The organism is Mesorhizobium sp. ESP6-5 (assembly GCF_020164695.1).
GTDB classification, from domain to species: domain Bacteria; phylum Pseudomonadota; class Alphaproteobacteria; order Rhizobiales; family Rhizobiaceae; genus Mesorhizobium; species Mesorhizobium australicum.
In genome coordinates this window covers 467,140-492,629 of the sequence record NZ_JAIUGR010000003.1, presented here as the reverse complement: position 1 = coordinate 492,629, position 25,490 = coordinate 467,140, and the positions used below count along the sequence as shown (strand labels likewise).

22 protein-coding genes are annotated in these 25,490 nt (G+C 64.0%); 13 read left to right on the top strand and 9 right to left on the bottom strand.

All coding sequences use genetic code 11. The annotated features are described in order from the left end of the window. Positions 1-66: 66 nt before the first annotated feature. The 5 genes from LB524_RS06930 to LB524_RS06910 are packed head-to-tail and all read left to right on the top strand — an operon-like array spanning position 67 to position 5,273. Positions 67-1,608: a sugar ABC transporter ATP-binding protein gene (locus LB524_RS06930; RefSeq protein ID WP_224524610.1), complete on the top strand. Its 1,542-nt coding sequence runs from the start codon at positions 67-69 to the stop codon at positions 1,606-1,608. Next, on the top strand, positions 1,605-2,585 hold the full coding sequence (locus tag LB524_RS06925) for an ABC transporter permease (RefSeq protein WP_015319236.1): 981 nt from the start codon (positions 1,605-1,607) through the stop codon (positions 2,583-2,585). The genes LB524_RS06930 and LB524_RS06925 overlap by 4 nt, the downstream gene beginning before the upstream one ends. After that, positions 2,582-3,583: an ABC transporter permease gene (locus LB524_RS06920; protein WP_140660705.1), complete on the top strand. Its 1,002-nt coding sequence runs from the start codon at positions 2,582-2,584 to the stop codon at positions 3,581-3,583. The genes LB524_RS06925 and LB524_RS06920 overlap by 4 nt, the downstream gene beginning before the upstream one ends. Further along, the gene (rhaM, locus tag LB524_RS06915) at positions 3,583-3,900 is read left to right on the top strand and encodes an L-rhamnose mutarotase (protein WP_224524607.1); all 318 of its coding nucleotides are present in this window, start codon (positions 3,583-3,585) and stop codon (positions 3,898-3,900) included. Before LB524_RS06920 ends, rhaM begins: the two co-directional genes overlap by 1 nt. Continuing rightward, positions 3,897-5,273, top strand: a complete 1,377-nt coding sequence (locus LB524_RS06910; protein WP_224524605.1) for an FGGY-family carbohydrate kinase — start codon at positions 3,897-3,899, stop codon at positions 5,271-5,273. Before rhaM ends, LB524_RS06910 begins: the two co-directional genes overlap by 4 nt. On the opposite strand, the gene LB524_RS06905 is transcribed toward LB524_RS06910, so the two are convergent. The 3 genes from LB524_RS06905 to galE all read right to left on the bottom strand — a co-directional run bounded on the left by LB524_RS06905 (position 5,274) and on the right by galE (position 9,463). After that, a complete protein-coding gene (locus LB524_RS06905; RefSeq protein WP_224524598.1) occupies positions 5,274-7,100 on the bottom strand; it encodes an alanine racemase in 1,827 nt (608 codons plus the stop codon). 1 nt (position 7,101) lies between these two features. Further along, a complete protein-coding gene (locus LB524_RS06900) occupies positions 7,102-8,352 on the bottom strand; it encodes a D-amino acid dehydrogenase (protein WP_224524594.1) in 1,251 nt (416 codons plus the stop codon). A 115-nt stretch (positions 8,353-8,467) separates the two neighbouring features. Beyond that, positions 8,468-9,463: a UDP-glucose 4-epimerase GalE gene (galE, locus tag LB524_RS06895; protein ID WP_140722820.1), complete on the bottom strand. Its 996-nt coding sequence runs from the start codon at positions 9,461-9,463 to the stop codon at positions 8,468-8,470. Positions 9,464-9,742: 279 nt separating this feature from the next. On the opposite strand from galE, the gene hemA reads away from it, so the two are divergent. Further along, positions 9,743-11,020: a 5-aminolevulinate synthase gene (gene hemA / locus LB524_RS06890; protein ID WP_224524590.1), complete on the top strand. Its 1,278-nt coding sequence runs from the start codon at positions 9,743-9,745 to the stop codon at positions 11,018-11,020. Between the two features lie 26 nt (positions 11,021-11,046). On the opposite strand, the gene LB524_RS06885 is transcribed toward hemA, so the two are convergent. Together LB524_RS06885 and mscL are read right to left on the bottom strand one after the other, a co-directional pair. Further along, positions 11,047-12,213 (bottom strand): pyridoxal phosphate-dependent aminotransferase, encoded by a 1,167-nt coding sequence (locus LB524_RS06885; RefSeq protein WP_224524588.1) that lies wholly within the window; start codon positions 12,211-12,213, stop codon positions 11,047-11,049. A gap of 110 nt (positions 12,214-12,323) precedes the next feature. Continuing rightward, on the bottom strand, positions 12,324-12,743 hold the full coding sequence (gene mscL / locus LB524_RS06880) for a large conductance mechanosensitive channel protein MscL (protein ID WP_224524585.1): 420 nt from the start codon (positions 12,741-12,743) through the stop codon (positions 12,324-12,326). 241 nt (positions 12,744-12,984) lie between these two features. Between mscL and LB524_RS06875 the strand changes: the two genes are divergently transcribed. Next, the gene (locus LB524_RS06875; protein ID WP_224524582.1) at positions 12,985-16,494 is read left to right on the top strand and encodes a NahK/ErcS family hybrid sensor histidine kinase/response regulator; all 3,510 of its coding nucleotides are present in this window, start codon (positions 12,985-12,987) and stop codon (positions 16,492-16,494) included. Positions 16,495-16,627: 133 nt separating this feature from the next. Here the strand turns inward: LB524_RS06875 and LB524_RS06870 are convergent, their stop codons facing one another. Continuing rightward, entirely contained in the window at positions 16,628-17,287 is a 660-nt protein-coding gene (locus LB524_RS06870) for a response regulator transcription factor (protein ID WP_015319247.1), read from the bottom strand. Positions 17,288-17,409: 122 nt separating this feature from the next. After that, positions 17,410-17,844, bottom strand: coding sequence for a hypothetical protein (locus tag LB524_RS06865; RefSeq protein ID WP_015319249.1), 435 nt, complete (start codon positions 17,842-17,844; stop codon positions 17,410-17,412). Positions 17,845-17,951: 107 nt separating this feature from the next. On the opposite strand from LB524_RS06865, the gene LB524_RS06860 reads away from it, so the two are divergent. Both LB524_RS06860 and LB524_RS06855 read left to right on the top strand, forming a co-directional pair. After that, complete coding sequence (locus tag LB524_RS06860) at positions 17,952-18,302, top strand: DUF952 domain-containing protein (protein WP_224524581.1); 351 nt, start codon at positions 17,952-17,954, stop codon at positions 18,300-18,302. Next, a complete protein-coding gene (locus LB524_RS06855; protein WP_224524578.1) occupies positions 18,299-19,378 on the top strand; it encodes a quinone-dependent dihydroorotate dehydrogenase in 1,080 nt (359 codons plus the stop codon). The genes LB524_RS06860 and LB524_RS06855 overlap by 4 nt, the downstream gene beginning before the upstream one ends. On the opposite strand, the gene LB524_RS06850 is transcribed toward LB524_RS06855, so the two are convergent. Continuing rightward, complete coding sequence (locus LB524_RS06850) at positions 19,371-20,711, bottom strand: MATE family efflux transporter (RefSeq protein WP_224524574.1); 1,341 nt, start codon at positions 20,709-20,711, stop codon at positions 19,371-19,373. The two genes, LB524_RS06855 and LB524_RS06850, sit on opposite strands and share 8 nt — an antisense overlap. 131 nt (positions 20,712-20,842) lie before the next feature. Here LB524_RS06850 and LB524_RS06845 point away from each other — a divergent pair, with 131 nt between their 5' ends. Next, a complete protein-coding gene (locus LB524_RS06845; RefSeq protein WP_140660692.1) occupies positions 20,843-21,745 on the top strand; it encodes a histone deacetylase in 903 nt (300 codons plus the stop codon). Between the two features lie 3 nt (positions 21,746-21,748). Here LB524_RS06845 and LB524_RS06840 read toward each other — a convergent pair whose 3' ends face one another. Next, the gene (locus LB524_RS06840) at positions 21,749-22,012 is read right to left on the bottom strand and encodes a DUF6460 domain-containing protein (RefSeq protein WP_023770995.1); all 264 of its coding nucleotides are present in this window, start codon (positions 22,010-22,012) and stop codon (positions 21,749-21,751) included. 342 nt (positions 22,013-22,354) lie between these two features. Between LB524_RS06840 and LB524_RS06835 the strand changes: the two genes are divergently transcribed. From LB524_RS06835 to LB524_RS06825, 3 genes are read left to right on the top strand one after another with little or no spacing between them, the layout of a single operon-like run. Beyond that, positions 22,355-23,383, top strand: coding sequence for a glycosyltransferase family 2 protein (locus LB524_RS06835; RefSeq protein ID WP_224524571.1), 1,029 nt, complete (start codon positions 22,355-22,357; stop codon positions 23,381-23,383). Positions 23,384-23,396: 13 nt separating this feature from the next. After that, entirely contained in the window at positions 23,397-23,873 is a 477-nt protein-coding gene (locus LB524_RS06830; protein ID WP_224524568.1) for a GtrA family protein, read from the top strand. Continuing rightward, positions 23,870-25,360 carry a hypothetical protein gene (locus LB524_RS06825; protein WP_224524566.1) on the top strand — a complete coding sequence of 497 codons (1,491 nt, stop codon included), beginning with the start codon at positions 23,870-23,872 and terminating at the stop codon, positions 25,358-25,360. The genes LB524_RS06830 and LB524_RS06825 overlap by 4 nt, the downstream gene beginning before the upstream one ends. Positions 25,361-25,490 lie beyond the last annotated feature (130 nt).

Sequence of the window (25,490 nt, the reverse complement as noted above, 5' to 3'; positions counted from 1 at the left end):
GGCGGGGGGGCCCCCCCCCCCCCCCCGCGACTTCAAACGGACCTAGTTTCAGGGCTTGATACGGATATGGACACGACGGCCCGACATAGCGAGACCGACGAGCGGCTTCCGGCCTCCGCTCCCCGCCTGGCGCTGTCCGGCATCTCCAAGAGCTTCCCCGGTGTCCGTGCCCTGCACAATGTCAGCCTGTCGCTCTATCCCGGCCAGGTGACCGCGCTGATCGGCGAGAACGGCGCCGGCAAGTCGACGCTGGTCAAGATCATGACCGGCATCTACCAGCCCGATGCCGGCACGATCAGCATCGACGGCCAGGCCGTCGCGCTGCCCAGCGCGCACGCCGCCTTCGCCCATGGCGTCACCGCCATCCATCAGGAAACCGTGCTGTTCGATGACCTCAGCGTCGCCGAAAACATCTTCCTCGGCCATGCGCCGCGCACGCGCTTCGGCACCATCGACTGGCGCACGATGCGCAAGAATGCGCGCGAAGTGCTCGACACCATGCATGCCGGTCATATCGATGCCGATGCGCGGCTCAGGGATCTCGGCATCGCCAACAAGCATCTCGTCGCCGTCGCGCGCGCCATGTCGATCGACTCCCAGATCGTCATCATGGACGAGCCGACCGCAGCCCTTTCGATGAAGGAGATCGAGGAACTTTTCCTTTTGATCGAATTCCTCAAGGAGCAGGGCAAGGCGATCCTGTTCATCAGCCACAAGTTCGACGAGATCTATCGCATTGCCGATCGCTACACGGTGTTCCGCGACGGCGAGATGGTCGGCGAAGGCCTGATCAGGGATGCCGGCCAGAGCCAGATCGTGCGCATGATGGTCGGCCGTTCGGTCGACCACATCTTTCCGCAGCGCAAGGCCGAGATCGGCGCGCCGGTGCTTTCCGTTTCCGGCCTGTCGCATCCGACCGAGTTCAGGGATATCGGGTTCGAACTGCACAAGGGCGAGATTCTCGGCTTCTATGGCCTGGTCGGCGCCGGGCGCAGCGAGGTAATGCAGGCGATTTCAGGCATTACCCGCATAAGCGCCGGCACGATCACGCTGGATGGCAAGGCGATCGCGCCGAAATCGGCCGCGGATTCGATCGAGGCCGGCATCGTCTACGTGCCGGAAGAACGCGGCAAGCAGGGCGTGGTTATCGGCCTGCCGATCTTCCAGAATGTTTCGCTGCCATCGCTCGACCGCACCTCCAAATCAGGCATGCTGCGGCTGGCGGAGGAGTTTTCGCTGGCCCGTTCCTACACGGAACGGCTCGACCTCAGGGCCTCCTCGCTCAGCCAGGATGTCGGCACGCTATCGGGCGGCAACCAGCAGAAGGTGGTCATCGCCAAATGGCTGGCGACCGCGCCCAAGGTGATCATCCTGGACGAGCCGACCAAGGGCATCGACATCGGCTCCAAGGCCGCCGTGCACAGCTTCATGGCCGAACTGGTGGCGCAGGGCCTGTCGGTGATCATGGTGTCGTCCGAACTGCCTGAAATTCTCGGCATGTCCGATCGCGTCGTCGTCATGCGCGAGGGCCTTGTCGCGGCGGTCTACGACAACAAGGGACTGGATGCCGAGACGCTGGTCAGGACAGCAGCAGGGATCGCGGCATGAAAGCTTTCCTCAAATACCGCGAAATCTGGCTGCTCGCGGCCATCGTCGCCTTGATCGGGCTGATCTCGACGCGCTTCCCCGCCTTTGCCGACCCCGGCAATCTGCGCCAGGTGTTCAACGACACCTCGATCCTGATGATCCTGGCGCTCGGCCAGATGGTCGTCATCCTGACGCGCTCGATCGACCTGTCGATGGCGTCGAACCTCTGTTTCACCGGAATGGTGGTGGCGATGCTGAACGCCGCGCACCCGGCGATCCCGATCCCGCTGCTGATCGTCATCGCGCTCGCAGTCGGGCTGGTGCTCGGCGCCATCAACGGCCTTTTGGTGTGGCGTCTGAACATCCCCTCGATCGTGGTGACGCTGGGCACGCTCACCATCTATCGCGGCGCCACTTTCGTCCTGTCCGGCGGCGCCTGGGTCAATGCCGACAGGATGAGTCCGGATTTCATCGGCTTCCAGCGCGCTGCTTTCCTCGGCATTCCGGTTCTGTCCTGGATCGCCATCCTGGTGATCGCGCTGTTCTTCGTGCTGATGACGCGCACCGCGCTCGGCCGCTCGATCTATGCCATCGGCGTCAATCCGACGGCGTCCGTCTATACCGGCATCGATGTCGGGCGGACCAAATTCATCGTCTTCTGCATCTCCGGCATGATCGGTGGCCTCTGCGGTTATCTCTGGATCTCGCGCTATGTGATCGCCTCGGTCGAGGTCGCCAACGGCTATGAGTTGAACATCATCGCCGCCTGCGTCATCGGGGGCATATCGATCGCCGGCGGCATCGGCTCGGTCGGCGGCGCCGTGCTCGGCGCGCTGTTCCTCGGCATCATCTCCAACGCTTTGCCGGTCATCAACATCTCGCCCTTCTGGCAGATGGCGATTTCGGGGAGCGCCATCATCCTGGCGGTCGTGCTCAACGCGCGCGGCGAACGCCAGCAAGGCCGCATCATCCTCAAGAAAGTGGAAGCGGTGACATGACCGACGTCCCCGCCCCGCGCCACATTCCCGACCGGCTCGACAAGCCGCTCTCTTCGGCGATCTTTTCCTGGGAAGCGCTGCTGGTCGTGGTGGCCATCGCCATCTTTGCCATCAACAGTTTCGCCTCACCCTATTTCCTCGATCCGTATTCGCTGTCCGATCTCACCTTCAATTTCACCGAGAAGGGCCTGATCGCGTTCGCCATGGCGCTGCTGATCATTTCGGGCGAGATCGACCTGTCGGTGGCCGCCATCATCGCGCTCGCCTCGACCATGATGGGCATGGCGGTGCAGGCCGGCGCCGGCACGCCAGTGCTTGTCCTGATCGGCATCGTCGTCGGGCTCGGCTGCGGCGCCTTCAACGGACTGCTGGTCACGCGCCTCGGCTTGCCTTCCATCGTCGTCACCATCGGCACGATGAGCCTGTTTCGCGGTATCGCCTTCATCACTCTCGGCGACCAGGCCTACAAGGGCTATCCCGAAAGCTTCGCCTTCTTCGGCCAGGGTTATGTCTGGTGGGTGGTGTCGTTCGAACTGGTGCTCTTCCTCATCGCCGCGGTGGTCTACTGGGTCCTGCTGCACCGCACGAGTTTCGGCCGCCGGGTCTTCGCGATCGGCAACAATCCGGTCGCGGCGCAGTTTTCCGGCGTGCGCGTCGGCCGCATAAAATTCATCCTGTTTTGCCTGACCGGCCTGATGTCGGGCATCGCCTCGGTGCTGATCACGTCGCGGCTCGGCTCGACGCGTCCGTCGATCGCACAGGGCTATGAGCTGGAGGTCATCACCATGGTGGTGCTCGGCGGCGTCAGCATCCTCGGCGGCGCCGGCAGCATCGTCGGCGTGGTGCTTGCCGCCCTGATCATGGGGCTGGTGACCTTCGGCCTCGGCCTGCTCAACGTGCCCGGCATCGTCATGTCGATCTTCATCGGCCTGCTGCTGATCACCGTCATCGCGCTGCCGATCGTCTGGCGGCGGCTGCGCGGGGGACGCCTGGCCTGATGCCCGAGAAATACGCATTCAAGATGATGCTCAAACCCGGCATGAAGGCCGAGTACAAAAAGCGCCACGATGAAATCTGGCCGTCGCTGGTCGCGTTGCTGAAGCAGGCCGGCATCTCCGACTACTCCATCCATCTCGACGAAGAGACGAACATCCTGTTCGGCGTGCTGTGGCGGCGCGATGGCCACGGCATGGACGATCTGCCTAAGCATCCGGTGATGCAGCGCTGGTGGGCTGAAATGGCCGACATCATGGAGACGAAACCGGATAACGAGCCGGTGGCGGTGCCGCTGGAAATGATGTTCCATATGGAATGAGCGCGGCCCGCCACATCGCCGTCATTGACATCGGCAAGACCAACGCCAAGGTGGCGCTGGTCGATCTCGCCACATTGAGCGAGGTGACGCTGCGCCGGGTGGCGAACGCGCCGGTGCGACAAGCGCCCTACCCGCGTCACGATGTCGACGCGCTATGGGCGTTCATCCTCGACAGCCTTGCCGACCTCAATCGCGAACAGCGCATCGACGCCGTTTCGATCACCACGCATGGCGCGACCGGCGTGCTGGTCGATGCCACGGGCGAGCTGGTGCTGCCTGTCCTCGATTATGAATACGATGGGCCCGATGAGCTCGCGGCCGACTATGACGCGATCCGCCCGCCCTTCTCCGAGACCGGCACGCCGCGCCTGCCGCTCGGCCTCAATCTCGGCGCGCAATTCTTCTGGCAGCAGCAAAGTTTCCCGACGGAGTTCGCCAGGGCCGCCGCGATGCTGATGTACCCGCAATACTGGTCGCTGCGCCTGACCGGTGTCGCCGTCAACGAGGTCACCTCGCTCGGCTGCCACACCGATTTGTGGAACCCCTGGACAGGGGATTTTTCGGCGCTGGTCGGCCGCCTGGGCTGGCGCGAGCTGATGGCTCCCGTACGGCCGGCCAAGGACCGACTTGGCTCGATCCTGCCCGCGCTTGCGGAGCGGACCGGGCTCGATCCACAAACCCCAGTCTTTTGCGGCCTGCACGATTCCAACGCCTCGCTGCTGCCGCATCTCCTGTCAGATGCGCCGCCCTTCTGCGTGGTCTCGACCGGCACCTGGGTGGTGTCGATGGCGGTCGGGGGCAAGACGGTGGCGCTCGATCCGGCAAGGGATACGCTGGTCAATGTCAATGCGCTCGGCGACCCCGTGCCCTCGGCGCGGTTCATGGGCGGCCGCGAATTCTCGCTGCTGACCGAAGGCTCGGCGCAGAGCTGGAGCGACAGCGATGTCACCGCGGTGCTGGCGCGCAAGACATTGCTTTTGCCTTCGATCCAGCAAGGCTCGGGGCCGTTTCCGCATCACACCGCCGCATGGCGCAAGGGCGAGGCGATCCCTCCCGGCCAACGCTTTGCCGCCATTTCCTTCTATCTGGCGCTGATGACGGCGACCTGCCTCGACCTCGTCGGCGGCGATGGCCCGACGACCGTCGAGGGGCCTTTCGCGCGCAATCAATTGTTCACGCGGATGCTTGCCGCGACCACTGGCCGCGCCGTCATCGCATCGGAAGCCGCGACCGGCACCAGCATCGGGGCCGCCCTGCTGGCATCCGACCAGCGCGCGGCGCATGGCAAAGGTCAAACACAGGAGCCGCCGGCCGATCCGGCCTGGGCGGAATATATCAGCGCATGGCGGGCGGCCGTCGAGGCTATTGGCTGATCAGAGAATCCGCTTGCCAAAGGCCGACATGACGAAGTTGACCGCGTCGCTACCGATCCTGGGCTCCAGATCGGTACTCAGGCCGGAGACATCCATCGACAGCAGCCCGCCGGAAAGCGCGATCGCCTCCATCGCCTGATGCGTCTCGCGCACGGTGAGGCCGCCGGAGCCAGCCGCCCAGCCGGCGAATTCGGTCGCCGTGGGCGAATAGCTGACATGAAACCCCTGCGTGCCCGAGGTGGCGATGCGGATTGCCTCGTGCATCAGGTCGCGCATGCCCATGGCGTCGATATCGGTCATCGTGAAGGCCGAGACGCGCGAATCCTTCAACACCCGCACTTCCGCCGGGTCGGCATGGCGCAGTCCGATGACGACGACGTTTTCCGGCGACAGCTGCGGCTGCAGCGCGCCCGGCTTGTGGTCGAGGCCAAGCGAGCGCGCGAGTACCGAGACTTCCGGCAAGTCGATGCCATCTTCGTCCTCCGGCATCAGCGCGGCGATGGAATCGATCCAGATCAGGCCGAAGGAGTGGGTCGCGCGGGCCGTTGCGGTCAGCGCCTTTTGCGCGATGCGACGATCGGCGCCGGCGGCGAACCGGATCAGGCCTGAGGGCGGCCGATCGATATCGGCCAGTTCGACGACGTCGAAATTCATCGCCTCCAGCCGGGCGCCGGTTGCTTCGCGCGCGAGGATGCGAGCCGCTTCCGCTTCGGCCGAGATCGACACCATCTTGCGGCCGGAGAAATCCGCGACATCGTGCATCGGTGCTTTTTCGACATATTCCGAGGTCATGGCCAGAAGCATGGCGCCGTAGCTCATGCGGAAGGCGACGCGGTCACCAACGGCGAGCGGCGGGTCGGCATCCTGCACATCGAGCAGCAGATGGTCACTGGAGGCGCCGAGCACCCTTATCCCCTTGGCGATCGGCGTCAGTCCCTCGACCAGCACATCCTCGCGGCCGATATTGGCGATGGCGCGCAGCCTGTCGCCTTCGTCGGGGAAGACCGGCTGGTTGCCGAAGGCGTCGTAGCCGGAGGTGCCGATCGGCCGCGACGGCTTGAGCTTGACCTCGATGACGTCGCTGGTCAGCCGGCAGGCATCGGGTTCGAGTTCCGCCCATGGCACATCGCGGAAGGTCTCGACACCGCCCTGCAGCATCGCCTCGCCGATGCGCAAATTGTTGATGCCGGCCGGCAATTTGCCTTCAAGCAGCAGCGGCAGGGATGACGACGCGCCGCCGGAGATGAACTCCAGTCTTTTCCCGGACAGGCGTTCGGTCTTGTAGGCATGAGCGACGAGCTGGCCGAGATTTTCCTCCGTCGGCATGATGGCGCCGAAGCAACCGAGATTGGTGCCGATGCCGGCGATGCGCACGCCCTTCATGTCGAGAATCCGCTCGACGGTGGGGATGAGGTCGTTCGGCCAGATGCCTTCGCGGAGGTCGCCGAGATCGATCATCAGCATGATGTTGTGGACCCGGCCCATACGCTCGGCGATGCGCGAGATCTCGCGGATGATCGTCAGCTCCGACTGCAGGCTGACGTCGACGGTGCGCACCACCTCCTCGACGCGCGCCATCGGCGGGCTGCGCAACAGCATAATTGGCGCGCTGATACCGCTGTCGCGCAGCCGGCGGATGTTTTCGAAACGCGACTCGGCGATCCCGGAGACGCCGCCGCGCAGCATGGCGCGCGCCACTTGCGGCATGCCGCAAGTGCCCTTGGTGACGCCGAAAACCTTGATGCCCGAAAGCGCGCAGCGGTCCACAACGGTGCGGGCGTTGCGCTCGATGCGGCCAAGGTCGATGGCGACTTGCGGTCCCGACATCCTATCCCCTGTAGACCAGGCCTTGCGGGTCGATCTCCGGCTTGCGGCCGGCGATGAGGTCGGCGAGAAATTTTCCCGAGCCGCACGCCATGGTCCAGCCGACATGGCCGTGGCCGGTGTCGAGGTAAAGGTTGCGGTATTTCGCCTGGCCGATGACCGGCACCGAGTTTGGCATCATCGGCCGCAAACCTGCCCATAGCTCGGCCTTCCTCTCGTCGAAAGCACCGGGGAACAGGTCCTTGCCGGTTCTGAACATGGTGGCGAAGTCGCTGGGCTTGTGGGTGCGGTCGAAGCCGGTGAATTCGGCGGTCGAAGCCAACCGCAATCGATTGCCGAGGCGCGAATAGGCCATCAGCTGATCCTCGTCGGCGCCGCCCATGGTCGGGCCTTTGCTCTCATCCTCCAGCGGAATCGTCGCGGTATAGCCCTTCACCGGATAGACCGGCAGGTCGATGCCGTAGCGCCGGCCGAGCAGGCCGCTCTCCGGCCCCATCGATATGACCACCGCATCGCCGGCGATCGGTCCGGACGAGGTCATCACGGCGCGCACCCGGTCGCCTTCGATGTCGAGGCCCTCGACCGTCGTCCCATAAAGGAATCTCACGCCGAGCTTTTCGGCGGCATAGGCAGCGAGGTTTTCCACGAACTGCCGGGAATCACCGGTCTGGTCGATCGGCGAGTAGACACCGCCGGCGATCTTTTCCTTCACCCCGGCAAGACCTGGTTCAAGCTCGACCAGCCGGTCGCGGCCGACGATCTCGATGGGCAGGCCATGCTCGGCCAGATAGCGGTAATTGTCGGTGCCGGTGTCGAGACTGTGCTGCGAGCGGAAGAAGTAGAGGATGCCCTTCTTGCGCTCGTCATAGTGGATGCCGGTATCGGCGGATATGGCGTTGATGCAGTCGCGCGAATAGAGCGCCAGCCGCAGCTTGACCTGGCTGTTTGCCCGCAGGCGGGCCACCGTGCACTGGCGCAGGAAGCGCAGGCTCCAGGCGAGGAAATAGGGATCGAAGCGCAGCCGCACCTTGATGCCGAGATCATGATTGTAGAGCCCGCGCAGGAACGTCTTGAGTGCCGCCGGCGAGGCCCAGGCGGTGGCGTCACCTGGAGACACCAGCCCGGCATTCGACTGGCTGGTGCCTCGCGCCGGCGCCGCATGACGCTCGATCACGGTGACCTCGTGACCGTCGGCGGCCAGATAGTAGGCTGCCGCCGTACCGACGACGCCGGCTCCAAGCACCGTTATCTTCATGCCATCCCCCAAAGCTCTTCGCGGCACCGCCTCCACACGTGTCGCGGATACTTGCATAGCGCGTCGCCGCGCGCCTTGCGAGCCCTGGGCTTGTGAGCCCCCGGGGAAAGCGCGCTCAGCCCCGCGCGGAGTTCTTGCTGGTCAGGATGCGTTCCCAGGCCAGCGCGTCGTTGACGATCTGGTCGAGATCGTCGCGCCGCGGGGTCCAGCCCAGTTCGGACCGGGCGAGATCGGAATTCGCAACCACCGCCGCGGCATCCCCGGGACGCCGGTCGCCCATCCTGACCTCGAAATCATGGCCGAAGGCGCGCCGCACGCTTTCGATCACCTCGAGCACCGAATAGCCATGGCTGTAGCCGCAATTGGCGACGAGGCTGGCGCCTCCGGCGCGCAGCCGCTGCAAAGCCAGGCGATGCGCGGCGGCCAGATCGCTGACGTGGATATAGTCGCGCATGCAGGTGCCGTCCGGCGTCGGATAGTCGGTACCGAAGACCTGCATGAAAGGTCGCTTGCCAAGCGCGGTCTCGCAGGCGACTTTGATCAGATGGGTGGCGCCCGGAGTGGACTGGCCCGTGCGGCCCTTCGGGTCGGCGCCGGCGACGTTGAAATAGCGCAGCGCCGTGTAGCGGATGTCGTGCGCAAGGCCGGCGTCGCGCAGCATCCACTCGCTCATCAGCTTGGACAGGCCATAGGGCGATTCCGGCGCCAGGCGGGCATCCTCGCGCACCGGCTCCAGCCCGGCGCCGCCATAGACGGCGGCTGTCGAGGAGAAGATGAAATTCGGCACGCCTTCGCGGACCGCGGTTTCGATCAGCGTGCGGGTCTTCGAGGTGTTGTTCTCGTAGTAGGCGAGCGGATCGGCTACCGATTCCGGCACCACGATCGAGCCGGCGAAATGGATGATGGCGTCGACATGATTGTCCTGGATGATCCCGCCGACCAATTCCTTATCGGCTACATCGCCGACAATCAGCTTTGCCTCCGGCGCCACTGCCCATTCGAAGCCTGTGGAAAGGCGGTCGAGAACGACCACGCTTTCGCCTGCATCCAGCAATTCCCAGACCATATGGCTGCCGATATAGCCGGCGCCGCCTGTCACCAAAACCGTCATCCCAAGTCCTCGCTTACCCAAGATTTATCGGAAACTGTCTCAACAACCGCCTTACTGGAAAGCCCGGCGCATGGCCATTAGAACGAGAGGTAACCGGCGTTCACTTGATGTGGCATCGTGCGGAAACAAAAGTGATCCACTGAGCGTGTCGTGAAGTGGAATAGGCCACGATCCGCCAACGTTAGGAACAGGTGCGGGGCGTGGCATTTTGACCAAAATGGCCCGGTGGACGGCCAAAAGGCCAATGATTATGATGCCGCGCAAAATTGGGAAGTCGACATGAACTATCAGCGGTTTTTCGAGGAAGCGATCGATCAGCTCCATGCCGAGCGTCGCTACCGCGTCTTCGCCGACCTGGAGCGCATCGCGGGCAAGTTTCCGCGCGCCATCTGGCGTTCCAATGGCCGCGCCGAGGAAATCACCGTCTGGTGCTCCAACGACTATCTCGGCATGGGCCAGCATCCTGACGTGATCGCCGCGTTCCAGAATGCGGCCGGCAAGATGGGTTCGGGCGCCGGTGGCACCCGCAACATTTCCGGCACGTCCAACCCGCTGGTCGAGCTCGAGCATGAGCTTGCCGACCTGCATGGCAAGGAGGCGGCACTCGTCTTCACCTCCGGTTTCGTCTCCAACGAGGCCTCGATCTCGACCATAGCGCGGCTTTTGCCCAATTGCCTGATCATCTCGGACGAGCTGAACCATGCCTCGATGATCGAAGGCGTGCGGCGCTCGGGCGCCGAGAAAAAGATCTTCCGCCACAATGACGTCGCGCATCTGGAAAGCCTGCTGCAGACCGCGGGGCGCGAACGCGCCAAGCTGATCGTCTTCGAAAGCGTCTATTCGATGGATGGCGACATCGCGCCGATCAAGGAGATCGTCGAACTTGCCGAACGCTACAACGCCATGACCTATATCGACGAGGTCCACGCCGTCGGCATGTACGGACCGCGCGGCGGCGGCATCACCGAGCGCGAAGGCCTGGCCGACCGCATCGACATCATCGAAGGCACGCTGGCCAAGGCGTTCGGCACGCTGGGCGGCTACATTGCCGGCACCAGCGCCGTCATCGACGCGGTGCGCTCCTACGCGCCGGGCTTCATCTTCACCACCGCGCTGCCGCCGGCGATCGCCGCGGCGGCCACCACCTCGATCCGTCACCTGAAGCGCTCGCAGGCCGAGCGCGACGCCCAGCAGCAGCAGGCGAGCCGAACCAAGCAGATCCTGTCGGCGGCCGGTCTGCCGGTGATGGAATCGCCGACACATATCGTGCCGGTGCTGGTTGGCGATCCTGAACTCTGCAAGATGGCGAGCGACCGCCTGCTCGGCGTCCACGGCATCTACATCCAGCCGATCAACTACCCGACGGTGCCACGCGGTACCGAACGGTTGCGTATCACGCCGACGCCGTTCCATTCCGATGCGCTGATCGCCGAACTGCAGGACGCGCTGGTCGAAACCTGGGACGCGCTCGGCATCCCCTACGGTTCGGCGGGACGGCCCTCAGTGACCAAGAGCGACCGCATCATTCCACTGCTGGTGCCCAAGTCGGGCGGCTGAAGTCAGGTGGCGGAAGCCGCCGCCGCTCAGACAGTCTTCATCCACCTTGCCAGCCGGTTTGCCGCATCCTCGAGCTGGTCGAGGCGGCGGTGGAAGCACAGCCGCAGGGACGCTTCGCCACCGGGCCCGAAGGCGGTGCCGGGCGCCAGGCCGACATTGGCCTTGTCGACGATTTCGAAAGCGGCTGCCCGCGAGTCCGTGATGCCGTCGACGGTGAAGAACAGGTAGAAGGCGCCCTGCGGGACGGTGAAGCGCGCCTTGCCGGTTTCGCCCAGAATGCCGCAGACCAGGTCGCGCGCTTGCCTCGCCCGCTCCACCTGTTCGGCGACGAAGGCATCGCCCTCGTCGAGCGCCGCGACCGCGCCGCGCTGCATGAACTGGGCGACGCCCGAGTTCGAATACTGGATCAGGTTCTCGAACACCTGCTGCAGGCTTGGATGCGTCTTGATCCAGCCGACGCGCCAGCCGGTCATCGCCCAGTTCTTGGAGAAACTGTTGACGAACAGGATGCGGTCTTCCGCCTCCGCGATGTCGAGGAAGGACGGCGCGCGGCCGTGACCATAGTGGAACAGCGAATAGATCTCGTCGGCGATGATCCACAGGCCCTTGGCGCGGGCAAGATCGAGGATCGCCCGCAAGGTCTCGTGGTCGGCGGTCCAGCCGGTCGGATTGGACGGCGTGTTGATGAACAACGCCTTCGTGCGCGGTGTGACCGCCGCTGCGATCTTCTCGACGTCGCATGACCAGCCATTTCCGGAATGGTCGAGCGTGACCGGCACCGGCACGGCACCCGCGATGGCGGCGGCGGCGTCGAAATTCGGCCAGGCTGGCGACAGGTAGATCACCTCGTCGCCGGCTCCCGCAAGCGCATCGAGCGCCAGCTGGATGGCATGCATGCCGGAGCCGGTAACGATGAATTGCTCCTCGGCGAAGGTCTTGGCGAAGTGCCTTGCGTAGTAGCGCGCCAGCGCCTGCCTGAGATCGGGAATGCCCCTCTGCCAGGTGTAGAACGTCTCACCGCCGGCCAATGCCTTCGACGCCGCATCGGTGATGAAGGACGGCGTCGGCAGGTCGCCCTCGCCGGCCCAAAGCGGGATCAGGCCTTCGCGCAACCTGCCATAGTTGACGACGGCGACGATACCGCTTTCGGGCGCGGCCAGGGCCTCGGGGCGCAGGGTCTGGATCAAGGTCATGGTCAGGTCCATTGTCTCGGGGGCGTTCGCAGGTGCTGTTTACCAGATGCGACAACAGAAAACCCCGGCCGCGAACGACCGGGGTTTTGGTCCAGAAGAACCTTATGCGTCTATCGCCTGGCCAGCAGATCGCGGATTTCGGTCAAAAGCTGCACATCGGCCGGCGGTGGCGCGGCGGCGGGGGCCGGCTTCTCGCGCTCCAACCTCTTACGCATATTGTTCACCGCCTTGACCATAAGGAAAATGATGAAGGCAAGGATAAGGAAGTTGAGGGCCACGGTGATGAAATTGCCATAGGCAAAGACAGCACCTTGCTTGCGCGCATCCACCAAGTTGGTAGCGGTCACATTGTGCGACAGGCCAATGAAATAGTTGGAAAAATCGACCCCTCCGAGCGCACCGATGAAGGGCATGATAATGTCGTTCACTAGGGAATCGACGATCTTGCCGAAGGCAGCGCCGATGATGACGCCGACGGCCAAGTCCATCACATTGCCCTTGGAAATGAATTCCTGGAATTCTTTCAGCATTCGACCCTCCTTATCATGGCGGGCCGCGCAGCCGTCCCATGCCGGAAGCACCGCCCCGGCGACACCATAACAAAAACCTCAAGTTGCAACATGGGCAAAAAGGAGAAAACAACCGGTTTCGCCTTACCCTGCGTTACCTCTTTGAAATCAGGTGCCCAAAGCCGTGATGGACTTGACGCCCAAGCTGTGATTGCGTCTGACCCGGCCAGGTGAAAATCGGCACAGGGAGGATCTTGCCGGCGTGCAGGGCTTGTTCATCGTCATCATCGCGATCGCCTATGTGACGCTGCTGTTCGCCATCGCCAGCCTGGGCGACCGCCGCTCGGCCTTGTCAGGGCCCAGCAGGGCGCGACCTTTCATCTATGCGCTCAGCCTTGCCATTTACTGCACGTCCTGGACCTTCTTCGGCTCGGTCGGCCTTTCCTCCGAACGAGGCCTCGAGTTCCTCGGCATCTATACCGGCCCGGTCCTGGTGTTCGTGTTCGGCTTCCCCTTGCTCAACCGCATCGTGCGGCTGGCCAAGACCGAGAAGATCACTTCGGTCGCCGACTTCCTCGGCGCCCGCTACGGCAAGAGCTTCACCGTGGCAGCCATCGCCACGCTGATCGCCACGATCGGCGCCGTGCCCTATATCGCGCTGCAATTGAAGGCGATCTCCGGCTCGGTCAGCCTGATGGTCGAGCATTATACGGGCTCGCCGCCGTCCTTCGATCCGTTCGTCAGCGACATCTCGCTGGTCGTCGCCATGCTGCTTGCGCTGTTCGCGGTCCTGTTCGGCACGCGCCACGCCGATGCCACCGAACACCAGGATGGGCTGGTGCTGGCGGTGGCGGTGGAGACCGTGGTCAAGCTCGCCGCCTTCCTGGCCATCGGCCTGATGGTCACCTTCCTGATCTTCGGCGGCCCCGGCGACATGTTCGACCGGCTGGCCGAGAATGGCCAGGTGCGGCAGGCAATGGGCTATTCGACATCGCTGGCCACCTGGCTGGTGCTGACGTGCCTGAGCGGCTTTGCCATCATCCTTCTGCCGCGGCAGTTCTACGTCACCATCGTCGAGAACCGCAGCGAGGCCGAACTGCGCACCGCGACCTGGGTGTTCCCGCTGTATCTCGTGGCGATCAACCTGTTCGTGCTGCCGATCGCCTTTGCCGGCCTGACGCTGGTCGGCGCGAGGACGAGCAGCGACCTTTACGTGCTGTCGCTGCCGCTGTTCAGCGGCCACGATTTCCTGGCCATGGCCGCCTTCATCGGCGGCTTGTCGGCGGCAACCGCCATGGTCATCGTGGAGAGCGTGGCGCTGTCGATCATGATCTCCAACGACCTGATCATCCCGCTGTTCGTGCGCCGGCTGTTGCGGACGACCACCTCCGAGAACGAGGATTGGTCGACGCTCATCCTCAATGTGCGGCGGGCGTCGATCTTCATCCTTTTGTTCATCGCCTTTCTCTATTATCGCGAGAGCACCAACAGCGCCCGGCTGTCCTCGATCGGCCTGATGTCCTTCGCGGCGATCGCGCAGTTCGCCCCTGCCCTGATCGGTGGGCTGATCTGGCGCGGCGCCAATGGCCGGGGTGCGGCACTCGGCATGGTCGCCGGCATCCTGGTCTGGGGCTATACGCTGCTGGTCCCGTCGCTCGTCGTGCCCGATACAGGCATCATCGTCCACGGACTGTTCGGCTTCGAGGCACTGCGGCCGCAGGCACTGTTCGGCACCGTCGCCGAGCCGCTGAACCACGGCGTGCTGTGGAGCCTTTCGGTCAACGCGCTGTTTTTCGTCTTCGGGTCACTGTCGCGCGCGTCGGTACCGCTGGAGCGCATCCAGGCATCGATCTTCGTGCCGCGCGAAGCCGGACCGATGCCGAGCCTGCGCCGCTTCCGCACCGCCATCACCGTCAATGACCTCAAGGATACGATCGCACGCTATCTCGGCGTCGAACGCACCGAGCGGTCGTTTCAATCCTTCGAGAAGAGCAACGGTACCTCGCTGCATGGCAACGAGCAGGCCAGCATGGACGTCATCCGCTTTTCCGAGCAGCTATTGGCCAGCGCCGTCGGCTCTTCCTCGGCACGGTTGATCCTGTCGCTGCTGTTCCGGCGCCACGACCGCGAATCCCGCGACGCCTTCCGCCTGCTCGACGACGCCACGGAAGCGCTGCAGCACAACCGCGACCTGCTGCAGATCGCGCTCGACCAGATGGAGCAAGGCATTACCGTCTTCGACCGCGATTTCCGGCTGATCTGCTGGAACCGCCAGTACCGGGCGCTGTTCGACCTGCCCGACGAGATGGGCCAGGTCGGCGTTTCGCTCGACCAGATCCTTCGCCATCTGGCCGAGCGCGGCGACATTCCCGCCGACCAGCGCGTGACGATGCTCAACCGGCTGACCAGCTTCGTCAGCCCCTGGCAGATGGAGCTGAAGACCAGCGGCCGCATCCTCGAACTGCGCTCCAACCCGATGCCTGACGGTGGCATCGTCGCCACCTATGCCGACATTTCCGGCCGCGTCGAACAGGATCTCGCGCTGAAAAGCGCCAATGAATCACTGGAGCAGCGCGTCAAGACCCGCACCATCGAACTGACTGGGGTCAACGAGGAATTGACCCGGGTCAACGAGGAACTGGCGCAGGCCCAGATGCTCGCCGAGGAGGCCAATCTCGGCAAGACGCGCTTCCTTGCCGCCGCCGGTCACGACATCCTGCAGCCCTTGAACGCCGCCCGGCTCTATTGCTCCTCGCTGATCGAGAAGGCCGGCAAGGGTCCGGCCGGCAAGGCGGCCATCAACATCGAATCCTCGCTGGAATCGGTCGAGACCATTCTCGGCGCCGTGCTCGACATTTCGCGCCTCGATGCCGGCGCCATGAAGCCGGACGATACCGCCTTCAACCTCGACGGCCTGCTCAGCCAGATCGGCAATGATTTTCGACCGATGGCCGCAGCAAAGAAGCTCGAGCTGACCATCATTGCGTCCTCATTGACCGTGATGACGGACCGCAACCTTTTGCGCCGCCTGATCCAGAACCTGGTTTCCAATGCCATCAAGTACACCCGCCAGGGCCGCATCCTGGTCGGCGTGCGGCGGCGCGGCGAACTGGCGGAAATCCAGATCATCGACACCGGCATTGGCATCGCCGGTGACAAGCTGAACACCGTCTTCCATGAGTTTACCCGACTGGACGAAGGCGCACGCGAAGCAGAAGGTCTTGGTCTTGGCCTGTCCATCGTCGACCGCATCGCCAGGGTGTTGCGGCTTGAGATCCGTATCTTCTCCAACCCGGGCAAGGGCACGCGCTTTTCCGTCATCCTGCCCGTGGCGGTCGCGCAGGTGCCGCGACGCGAGGTCGAGACCAGGGCGCCGGCCCGCGCGGCGGCTTCGCTCTCCGGCCTGCATGTGCTGTGCATCGACAATGACATCCGTATCCTCGAGGGCATGCGGCTGCTGCTCGAGGGCTGGGGCTGCAATGTCGCCACGGTGACCGGCTCGGAGGATCTGGAGAGGGCCGCGATCGACCGTCCGGACATCGTGCTTGCCGACTACCATCTCGACCGCGAAACCGGTCTCGATATCATTATCAGGCTGCGAGCCACTCACGGCGACGACCTGCCGGCCGTGCTGGTCACGGCCGACCGTTCCAACGAGGTACGAGCAGCCGCGGCAGGCCTGGACATCCCGATGATCAACAAGCCGTTGAAGCCGGCGGTGCTGCGTTCGATGATGGCCAGGTTCAGGCCGATGGTGCGGGCGGCGGAGTGACGTCCAAGCGCCTGAATCAGGCCTGGTGCTCCAGGGCTTCGAGATAGGCGCAGAACATGTCGGCGAGCGCATCGGAACAGGTCGATGCGGCGAGCCGAAGTTAAAAGTTCCGACCGAGCCAAGCAGCCGGCACTCAGCCCGCCGGCTGCAGCGGGTCGCTGCCTATCTTGGACAGCAGGATCACCGCCTGGGTGCGACTGTCGACGCCGAGCTTTTGCAATATGGCCGAGACATGCGCCTTGATCGTCGCCTCGGAGACGCCGAGTTCATACGCGATCTGCTTGTTGAGCAGGCCCTCGGCCAGCATGCCGAGCACCCGGGTCTGCTGCGGGGTCAACGTCTGCAATCGTTTGATCAGGTCCGATATTTCGGGATCGCGTTCGACGCCGAGATCGACGCCGACAGGTGCCGCGATATCGCCGGCAAGCACCGACTGCACGGCGCCGCGGATTTCCTCCATGCTGGCCGACTTGGAGATGAAACCGGAGGCGCCGAGATCGAGCGCACGCCGTATGGTCGCCGGGTCGTCATGCGCCGACACCACGACCAGCGGCACCGCAGGATGGATACCGCGCAACGAGATCAGGCCGGAGAGGCCGCTGGCGCCGGGCATCGACAGGTCGAGCAGCACCAGATCGACATCTTCATTGGCCACGACCAGCGCCTTGGCGCTTTCGAAATCACCGGCCTCATGGATGGCGGCGACATTGCCGATGCCGGCAAGCGCCTCGCGCAGCGCGCCGCGAAACAGCGGATGATCGTCGGCGATCACGAAAGAATAGCCTGACGGCAAATGTCCCTCCCCGAATCCCCGATTTACTGCTTTTTGCGGGATCAGTTGGACGATTATGAGGGGCTGCGCACTGTTTTCAAGCGGCAAAGCCAGCGCGCCGCGTTTTCCCTCGTCTATGGCGCTCAGGTCTTCTGCGAGTTGGGCCGGGCGCCGTCGCCGCTGTCCTTGTCCATATCCTTGACGATGCCCATGAAGCTCTTCAGGAAGCGCTCCATGTAGCTCATCGTCGTGTTGAAATCCTCCTCGCTCGGCAGTTTCGATTCGAGACGGGCGGAGAGCGAATTCTCCAGCTTGGTGACGCGCTCGTCCATCGCCTTCATCGAGGCCTGCAAGCGATCGACCTCGTCCTGGTAGGCGGCGCGTTCGTCGGCCGCCATCTTGCAGACGAGCTGGCCCGAACGCTCCTCGCAGATCGACATCGCGCCGGTCTGCGTATCCATGCGGATATAGCCGGTGGCCGACTTTTCCAGCCGGTAGCGGTCCGTTTCTTCCGAATAAGCTGAAGCCGCGACCAGCGAAACGAGCGCGGCGGGGATCAAAATGTGCTGCAGACGCATGTTGTCCTCCATGGCCAAGGCCTCAAATATCGCATGTTTGCGCCGGAAATGGGGAAGACCCTTGGCGTGGCCTTCCCCGCGCGACTGGTTCGGATTATAGCGCAACCATGTCACAGATTATCTACAAGATAACTCCGCAAGCGCCTTGGCGCGAGGCCGAAGCCAAAGGCCGCTTCGCCGGAGCGCCGATCGACACCGCCGACGGCTTCATCCATTTTTCGACGGCGGCGCAGGCCAGGGAAACCGCGGCAAAGCATTTCCAGGGCCAGACCGACCTTCTGCTGGTCGCCGTCGACGGAGCCCGCCTGGGTGATGCGCTGAAATACGAAATCTCGCGCGGCGGCGCGCTGTTTCCGCACCTCTACGGCGTGCTCGACCTGAAAGCGGTGCTCTGGGTCAAGCCGCTGCCGCTTGGGGCCGACGGTACCCACCAGTTCCCGGCCCTGGAGGGGCAATGAGCGTGCTCGACCGGATCGGCCAGAAACTGCTGTTCACCTTCGATCCGGAAACCGCGCATGGCCTGTCGATCGCGGCACTGCGCTGCGGCCTGCCGGGCGGCGCGCGGACGGTACGCGATACGAGGCTGAAGGTCAGCCTTTGCGGTCTCGATTTCCCGAACCCACTTGGCATGGCGGCTGGCTACGACAAGAACGCCGAAGTACCCGACGCGCTGCTTGGCCTCGGCTTTGGCTTTGCCGAAGTCGGCACGGTGACGCCGCTGCCGCAGGCCGGCAACCCGAAGCCACGCATCTTCCGGCTGACATCGGATGAAGCTGTCATCAACCGGCTGGGCTTCAACAATGAGGGCCATGCGGCCGCCGAAAAAAGGCTTGTGGCGCGCTTGGGGCGCGACGGCATCGTCGGCGTCAACATTGGTGCCAACAAGGACAGCGCCGACCGCGTCGGCGACTATGAGAGCGGCGTTTCCCGCTTTGCTCCTTATGCCAGCTATCTCACCGTCAACATTTCCTCGCCCAACACACCAGGCCTGCGCACCATGCAGGCGCGCGAGCAGCTCGGCGAATTATTGTCCCGCGTCATGGCCGCGCGCACTGCAGCGTCCGCGCAGCCGCCGATTTTCCTCAAGATCGCGCCGGATCTGGTGGAGGCCGAACTGGAGGGTATCGCCGCCGAGGTCATCGAAAAGCAGATCGACGGCATCATCGTTTCCAACACAACCATTTCCCGCCCGGCGCTGCGCAGCGACGATGCCGCGCGGGAGACAGGCGGGCTTTCGGGAAAGCCGCTATTCGAGCGCTCGACCATCGTGCTGGCCAGGATGCGCAAGCTGCTCGGGCCCGAAATGGCCGTCATCGGTGTCGGCGGTGTCAACGCAACGGAGACGGCGCTGGAGAAGATCCGCGCCGGCGCCGATCTCGTCCAGCTCTACACCGGCATGATCTATGGCGGACCGGCGCTGCCGGGCCGGATCGTCGCCGGGATGGTACGTTTTGCCGAGACGGAAAAACTCAGGTCGATGCGCGAGTTGCGCGACAGCCATCTCGACCGATGGGCGTCGAAGCCGCTCAGCTGAACGCGGTTTGCATCCGCAGCCGCAGAATTGCCAGCAGGCTCAATCCGCGCACCAGCAGAAAGACGTGCAGCGCCGCCCACAGGCCGTGATTGCCGAAGGCGGGCGCCAGCGTGATCAGCGCGGCGGCAAAGGCGAGGAATGACAAGAGCATCATGTTGCGCATGTCGCGCGACCAGGTGGCGCCGATGAAGACACCATCCATCTGGAAGGCAAGCACACCGCTCAGCGCGGTGAACGCGGCCCAAGGCAGGTAGGTGTCGGCCACGGCGCGGACCTCCTGCGACGTCGTTACGACGGCGATCAGGTTGGTGCCGGCGATGAGCAGCACCAGCGTCGCGGCACCGGCCAGACCAAGGCCCCAGAACAGGGTCAGCCGCACCGCCTGCCGGAAGGGCTGTTCGGCGCGCGCGCCGACGGCGCGGCCGGCGAGTTGTTCGGCGGCAGTGGCGAAACCGTCGAGGAAATAGCCGGCGACGAGAAAGAAGTTCATCAGCACCGCATTGGCGGCCAGCGTCACCGTGCCGAACTGCGCGCCCTGGCGGGTGAACAGCGCGAAGGCGGCGAGCAGCGAGAACGAGCGGATCATGATGTCGCGGTTGAGCGACAGCATGCGCAGGAAGGCGCCCATATCGAGCAGGCGCTGCCGAGGCAAGGGCGGGGTGGATCGGAACCGGCGAACCACGATCGCGAGACCAAGCAGCATGGCGAGGAATTCGCCGGTGACGGTTGCCCAGGCGACGCCGGAAACACCCCAGCCGAGCTCAAGGCCGAGCAGGAAGCACAGCGCGATGTTGGTGCCGTTCAGCACCAGTTGGAGGATCAAGCCGAGCCCGCCCTCGCCGCGCCCCAGCACGTAGCCGAGGATGGCGTAGTTGATCAGCGAGAACGGGGCGGCAAGCAGCCTGATCCTGATGTAGACACCCATCGCGTCGCTGACGCGTGGCCCGGCGTCCATGAACCACCGGCCGCCAACGGCGATGAGCGGTGAAAGCGCTGCCAGCACGACACCGGCAACGACCGCGATCAGCACGGCACGCCAGAACACCGCCTGTTCCTCCAGCGCGTCGCCACGCCCGAAGGCCTGGGCGACGAGACCGGTGGTGCCCGAACGCAGAAAATTGAAGGTGGTGAAGACGACGTCGAAAGCCAGCGCGCCGGCGGCCAGGCCGCCAAGCAAGGCGGCGTCACCGAACTGGCCGACAACAGCCGTGTCGACGAGGCCGAGCAGCGGCGTCGTGAGATAGGCGAGCGTCATCGGCACGGCGATGGCAAGCACCGACCGGTTGGTGACGGAAAATACTTTGGTGTCGGCTGGGATGGCGCCCTTGTCCAAAGGATTGCTGCCTTGCTGATTTGCGGCTTGATCGGGGAACCGATGTGCCCCATTTTCCGGCCACCGCGCAATCGCCCTTCCGCGGCGGCCAACCGAAATCCCGCTCTGGCGCGAAACCGTCCGACCAGTTCATGCCCCTGCAGATCGTCCACCATCCCGACTACGACGCCGGCTTCGCGACCAGCCATCGCTTTCCGATGAGCAAATATCCGCTGCTGATGGAGGCCCTGCGAGCACGCGGCCTAGCCGGAGCCGGGGCGCTCAATACAGCCGAACCCGCGCCTGCGTCGTGGCTTAAGCTCGCCCATGCGGCAGATTATGTCGAGCAGGTCATCGCTTGTTCAGTCCCTGAAAAAATCGAGCGAGAGATCGGCTTTCCGGTCGGCCCGCGCGTCTCGTTGCGCGCGCAGCTTGCCGCCGGTGGCACGGTGGCGGCGGCGCGGCTTGCCTTGCGTCAAGGCATTGCCTGCAACACCGCCGGCGGCAGCCATCATGCGCGGCGCGCGCAAGGCGCCGGCTTCTGCACCTTCAACGACGTCGCCGTCGCCTCGCTGGTGCTGCTTGAAGAGGGCGCGGCACACAGTATCCTGGTGGTCGATCTCGACGTGCACCAGGGCGACGGCACGGCGGATATTCTGGGCGACGAGCCACGCGCCTTTACCTTCTCCATGCATGGCGAGCGCAACTACCCCGTGCGCAAGATCGCCTCCGACCTCGACGTCGCCCTGCCCGACGGCACGGGCGACGCCGCCTATGTCGAAAGGCTCGATACCATCCTGCCGGAGCTGTCGGCCAAGGCGCGTTGGGACATCGTCTTCTACAATGCCGGCGTCGACGTCCATGCCGAGGACCGGCTCGGCAGGCTGTCGCTTTCCGACAAAGGCCTGCGCGCCCGCGACAAGATGGTCATCGGCCATTTCCGGGCGCTCGGCATTCCCGTCTGCGGTGTCATCGGCGGCGGCTATTCCACCGATGTGCCGGCACTTGCCGCGCGCCACGCCATCCTGTTCGAGGTCGCTTCGGACTATGCCTGAAGGTCACTTCCGGTAGTTGGCGATCCTGAGCAGGATGAAGGCTGGCACGACGATCGCGGCACCGAGCAGGATGTAGCCGAGGAAACGGTCGATGGCGTGGAAGCCGAGATTCCATAGATCAATGAAGAACTTCTGGATGCCGTAGAACACGTCCATCGGCGACCAACCGAAAGCGTTCATGACCAGGCCGACGAGAAAGGATACCACCAGCAGCTTCAGAATAATCCTGAGCGGCGAGTCGCCGAGAAAGCGCGTCAGTGCGGACAAGGCCGTCTCCCGATTGAGATGCCCCGACTCATGGGCACGGCGCAGAGATACGTGCTTGGCGGCCATCCATCAAGCCGCCAGGGGCCGGTGCGGGGGAATTGATAAGCCGCGGCAGATGTTGGGCGCCATCGGGAGGGCGCTCTGCCCTACTACAGCTGGTGAAAGCCGGATCCTGGCGGGCTCATGGCGCGGTGCCCGCATCCGCATGGAACTGCCGGTTCGTTCGTGACACGTGCCATCGGCGCCGCCAAAAGCGTGGCGGCCGCGCGACCCCGGCTTACCTGTTTTCTGTTTTCTAACCAATTGCCGCTATTGCCATTCCAAAGCGGGAGCCAGGCTTTGGTGGGAACGGGAAAAATCGGCGCGCACCGCGCACCCATGTTGTCGGTCGTCGTGCCTTGCTACAATGAGCGCGACGGCGTGGCGGAGCTTCATCGACGCGTCAGCGCGGCATGCCTTGAGCAAGGCCTCTCCTACGAGGTCGTGCTCGTCATCGATGGAGCGACCGACGGAACCCGTGAGGCCGCTTTCGAACTGGCCGAAAAAGACAACCATGTGGTCGCCATCGACCTTGCCCGCAACTACGGCCATCAGATCGCCTTGAGCGCCGGGCTGGAATTCTGCCGCGGCCAACGCATCCTCATTCTCGACGCCGACCTTCAGGATCCGCCCGAACTGCTTGGCGCGATGATGGCGAAGATGGATGAAGGCTTCGACGTGGTCTACGGCCAAAGGGTAAAACGGGAGGGCGAAAGCTGGTTCAAGCTGGCCTCCGCCTCGATGTTCTACCGCCTGCTCGGCCGGATGGTCGATGTCGAGATCGCGCCGGACTCCGGAGATTTCCGGCTGATGAGCCGGCGCGCGCTGGACCATCTGATCGCGATGCCCGAACGCTACAGGTTCATTCGCGGCATGGTGAGCTGGATCGGGCTGAGGCAGGCCGCCTTTCCCTATGAACGGCAGCGGCGCTTTGCCGGCGCAACGCACTACCCGCTGAAGAAGATGGTTCTTCTGGCGGTCGACGCTATGACCAGCTTTTCGATCGTGCCTTTGCGCTTCGCTTCGCTGCTGGGCATGATGTTCGGCCTGCTCGGCCTGGTCGTGCTTGGCTATACGCTGTTCGAATGGTCTATCGGCAATGTTCTGCCGGGCTGGACGAGCCTTGCCGCGATCATGCTTATCCTGGGCAGCGTCCAGCTTCTGGTGCTGGGCATTTTCGGCGAGTATCTCGGCCGCATGTACATGGAGACGAAGCGGCGACCGCTTTACTTCGTCAACGAAATCGTTTCACGAAGCCAGGCGGCGGCCGAGGACCAGGACCTGCCGGTCCACCGCCTCCAGGAAATAGTGAAACGGGCGGCGCGTCGTTGAGGTAGGGTCGACCGTGGGTAACGGGAACGCCATGGGCGGGATATGGTCGGCTGTTCCGGCCGGCTTTTCGCGGATGCTGCGGTTTGGCGCGGTCGGGCTGCTCAACACGGCGCTGGGCTATTGTCTTATCCTGGCCGGGCTGAAGCTGGGCCTTGGCGACATCGCCGCCAACATGACCGGCTATGCCGGCGGCCTTGTCCTTGGCTTCTTCCTCAACCGCCGCTGGACCTTCGGCCGCGCGGGCGGTTTTCGCTCCGGCACGGCCATGCGGTATGCGCTTGCCTTCGTTGTGGCTTATACCGCAAACCTGACGATAGTGGTCGCCGCCATGTCCGCCGGCATCGTCGAAAATCCGTTTGTCCACCTGGCGGGAAACTGCCTCTACTCGGTCCTCTTCTATCTCCGCTCGGCCCGTTTCGTCTTCGTCGGCGCGGCAAAGGACACTGTCTTGGTCGCGATCGACATGAAATCCCCTGGAGCGGCGACATGAACAAGGTCGAGGCAATCGTTCCGGTGTTCTCGCCGCTCGAGGACGCACAGCGCGCCAGGCTGATATTCTGCCTGATCGGCGCCGGTGTCATGGCGACGGTTCTGGCAACCTTTGCCAGCGCAACCCTGCAGGACCCCGACAGCTGGTGGCATGTCAAGGTGGGGCTGGATTTCCTGGCAAACGGAACGCTTCCGACCGTCGACACCTATTCCTACACCTTTGCCGGCCAACCGTGGATCGCCAAGGAATGGCTAGGGCAGGTTCTGCTGGCCCTTGCCTACAGCGCGGGTGGCTGGAACGGCGTGGTCACGCTGATCATCGGCACGATCTGTCTCGCGGTCTTCCTGTCGGGATGGTTCCTCAGCGCGCACCTGAAACCGGTCCTGGCCGTAGCGCTGGCATTCGTCGCGGCGTTCCTGATCAGCCCGATCTATACGGCGCGCCCGCACGTCTTCACCTTGCCGATCATCGTCGTCTGGACGACGATGCTGTTTCGTGCCGCGCAGGACGAGAAGGCGCCGCCGCTCTGGCTGCTCGGCCTGGTCGTATTGTGGGCGAACCTGCATGCCACGTTCACCCTGAGCTTCATCATCGCCGCCTTCGCCGGCCTCGATCTCCTGGCGCGCACCGGCCTGTCGAAACCCGCACTATTGGCGAAGTGGGTGGCGTTTGGCCTGCTCTGTCCGTTGGTCAGCCTGATACACCCTTATGGCGTGCAGGCCATCCTGGCCACGCTCACCGTCGCCTATGGCAATGAGGCGGTGCCGCTGATCCTGGAGTGGCGGCCGTTCAATGCCCAGGAACAGGTCCTCCAGGAAGCCGCGATACTGCTGGCCTTTTTCGGGCTTCTGACATCGAGGCTACGGATCGGCTGGGCCAAGGCGTTGTTCATCGTCTTCACCTTGCACGTCTACCTTTCGCATCTGCGGTTCGTCTATCTGTTCTTCCTGCTTGTTCCCCTGGTGGTCGCGGTCGAGGTCGCGCGCCAATATCCCGCCCTGTCCGCAGGCGCCTGGCTGAAAGAAGAGCGCGACGGACTGGAAAAATTCTTCGCCAGCCGGTTCCATCTGCTCTGCGGCGCGACGGCGGTGTCGCTGGTCGTTGCGATGCTTGCGCTCAACAATGCCTACCAGGTCGCGCCGAGCCCGAAGACATCAGCCGGCGGCGCCCTTGCGTTCGCCAGGGATCACCACCTCGCAGGCAATGTGCTGAATTCCTACAATTTCGGCGGCACACTGATTTTCCACGACATCAAGACCTATGTCGACGGCAGGACGGACCAACTGTTCCTGGGCGGGTTCACGAAAGCGGATGAGGCGACGGGGCAGACGGGCGGAAAACCACTGCTCGAGGCGCAGTTGAAGAAATACGCCATCGGCTGGGCACTGCTTACAGCCGCGGATACCCGCATCCCCTTCTTCGCCGAGTTGGGCTGGAAGCGGGCCTATGCCGATGACTATGCCGTGATCTACCTGCCGGCAACCTGATCGGGTGCTTCCAAACCGGCTTCGCCGGCGTTCAAGGCATGGCGTTCCGGCTTGACACTCATGTTGCAGTGCAGCAAAATCGTTTCGCAGAGGAGAGCCTGTGAACCCCACGCGTCACGATTTTTCGCAC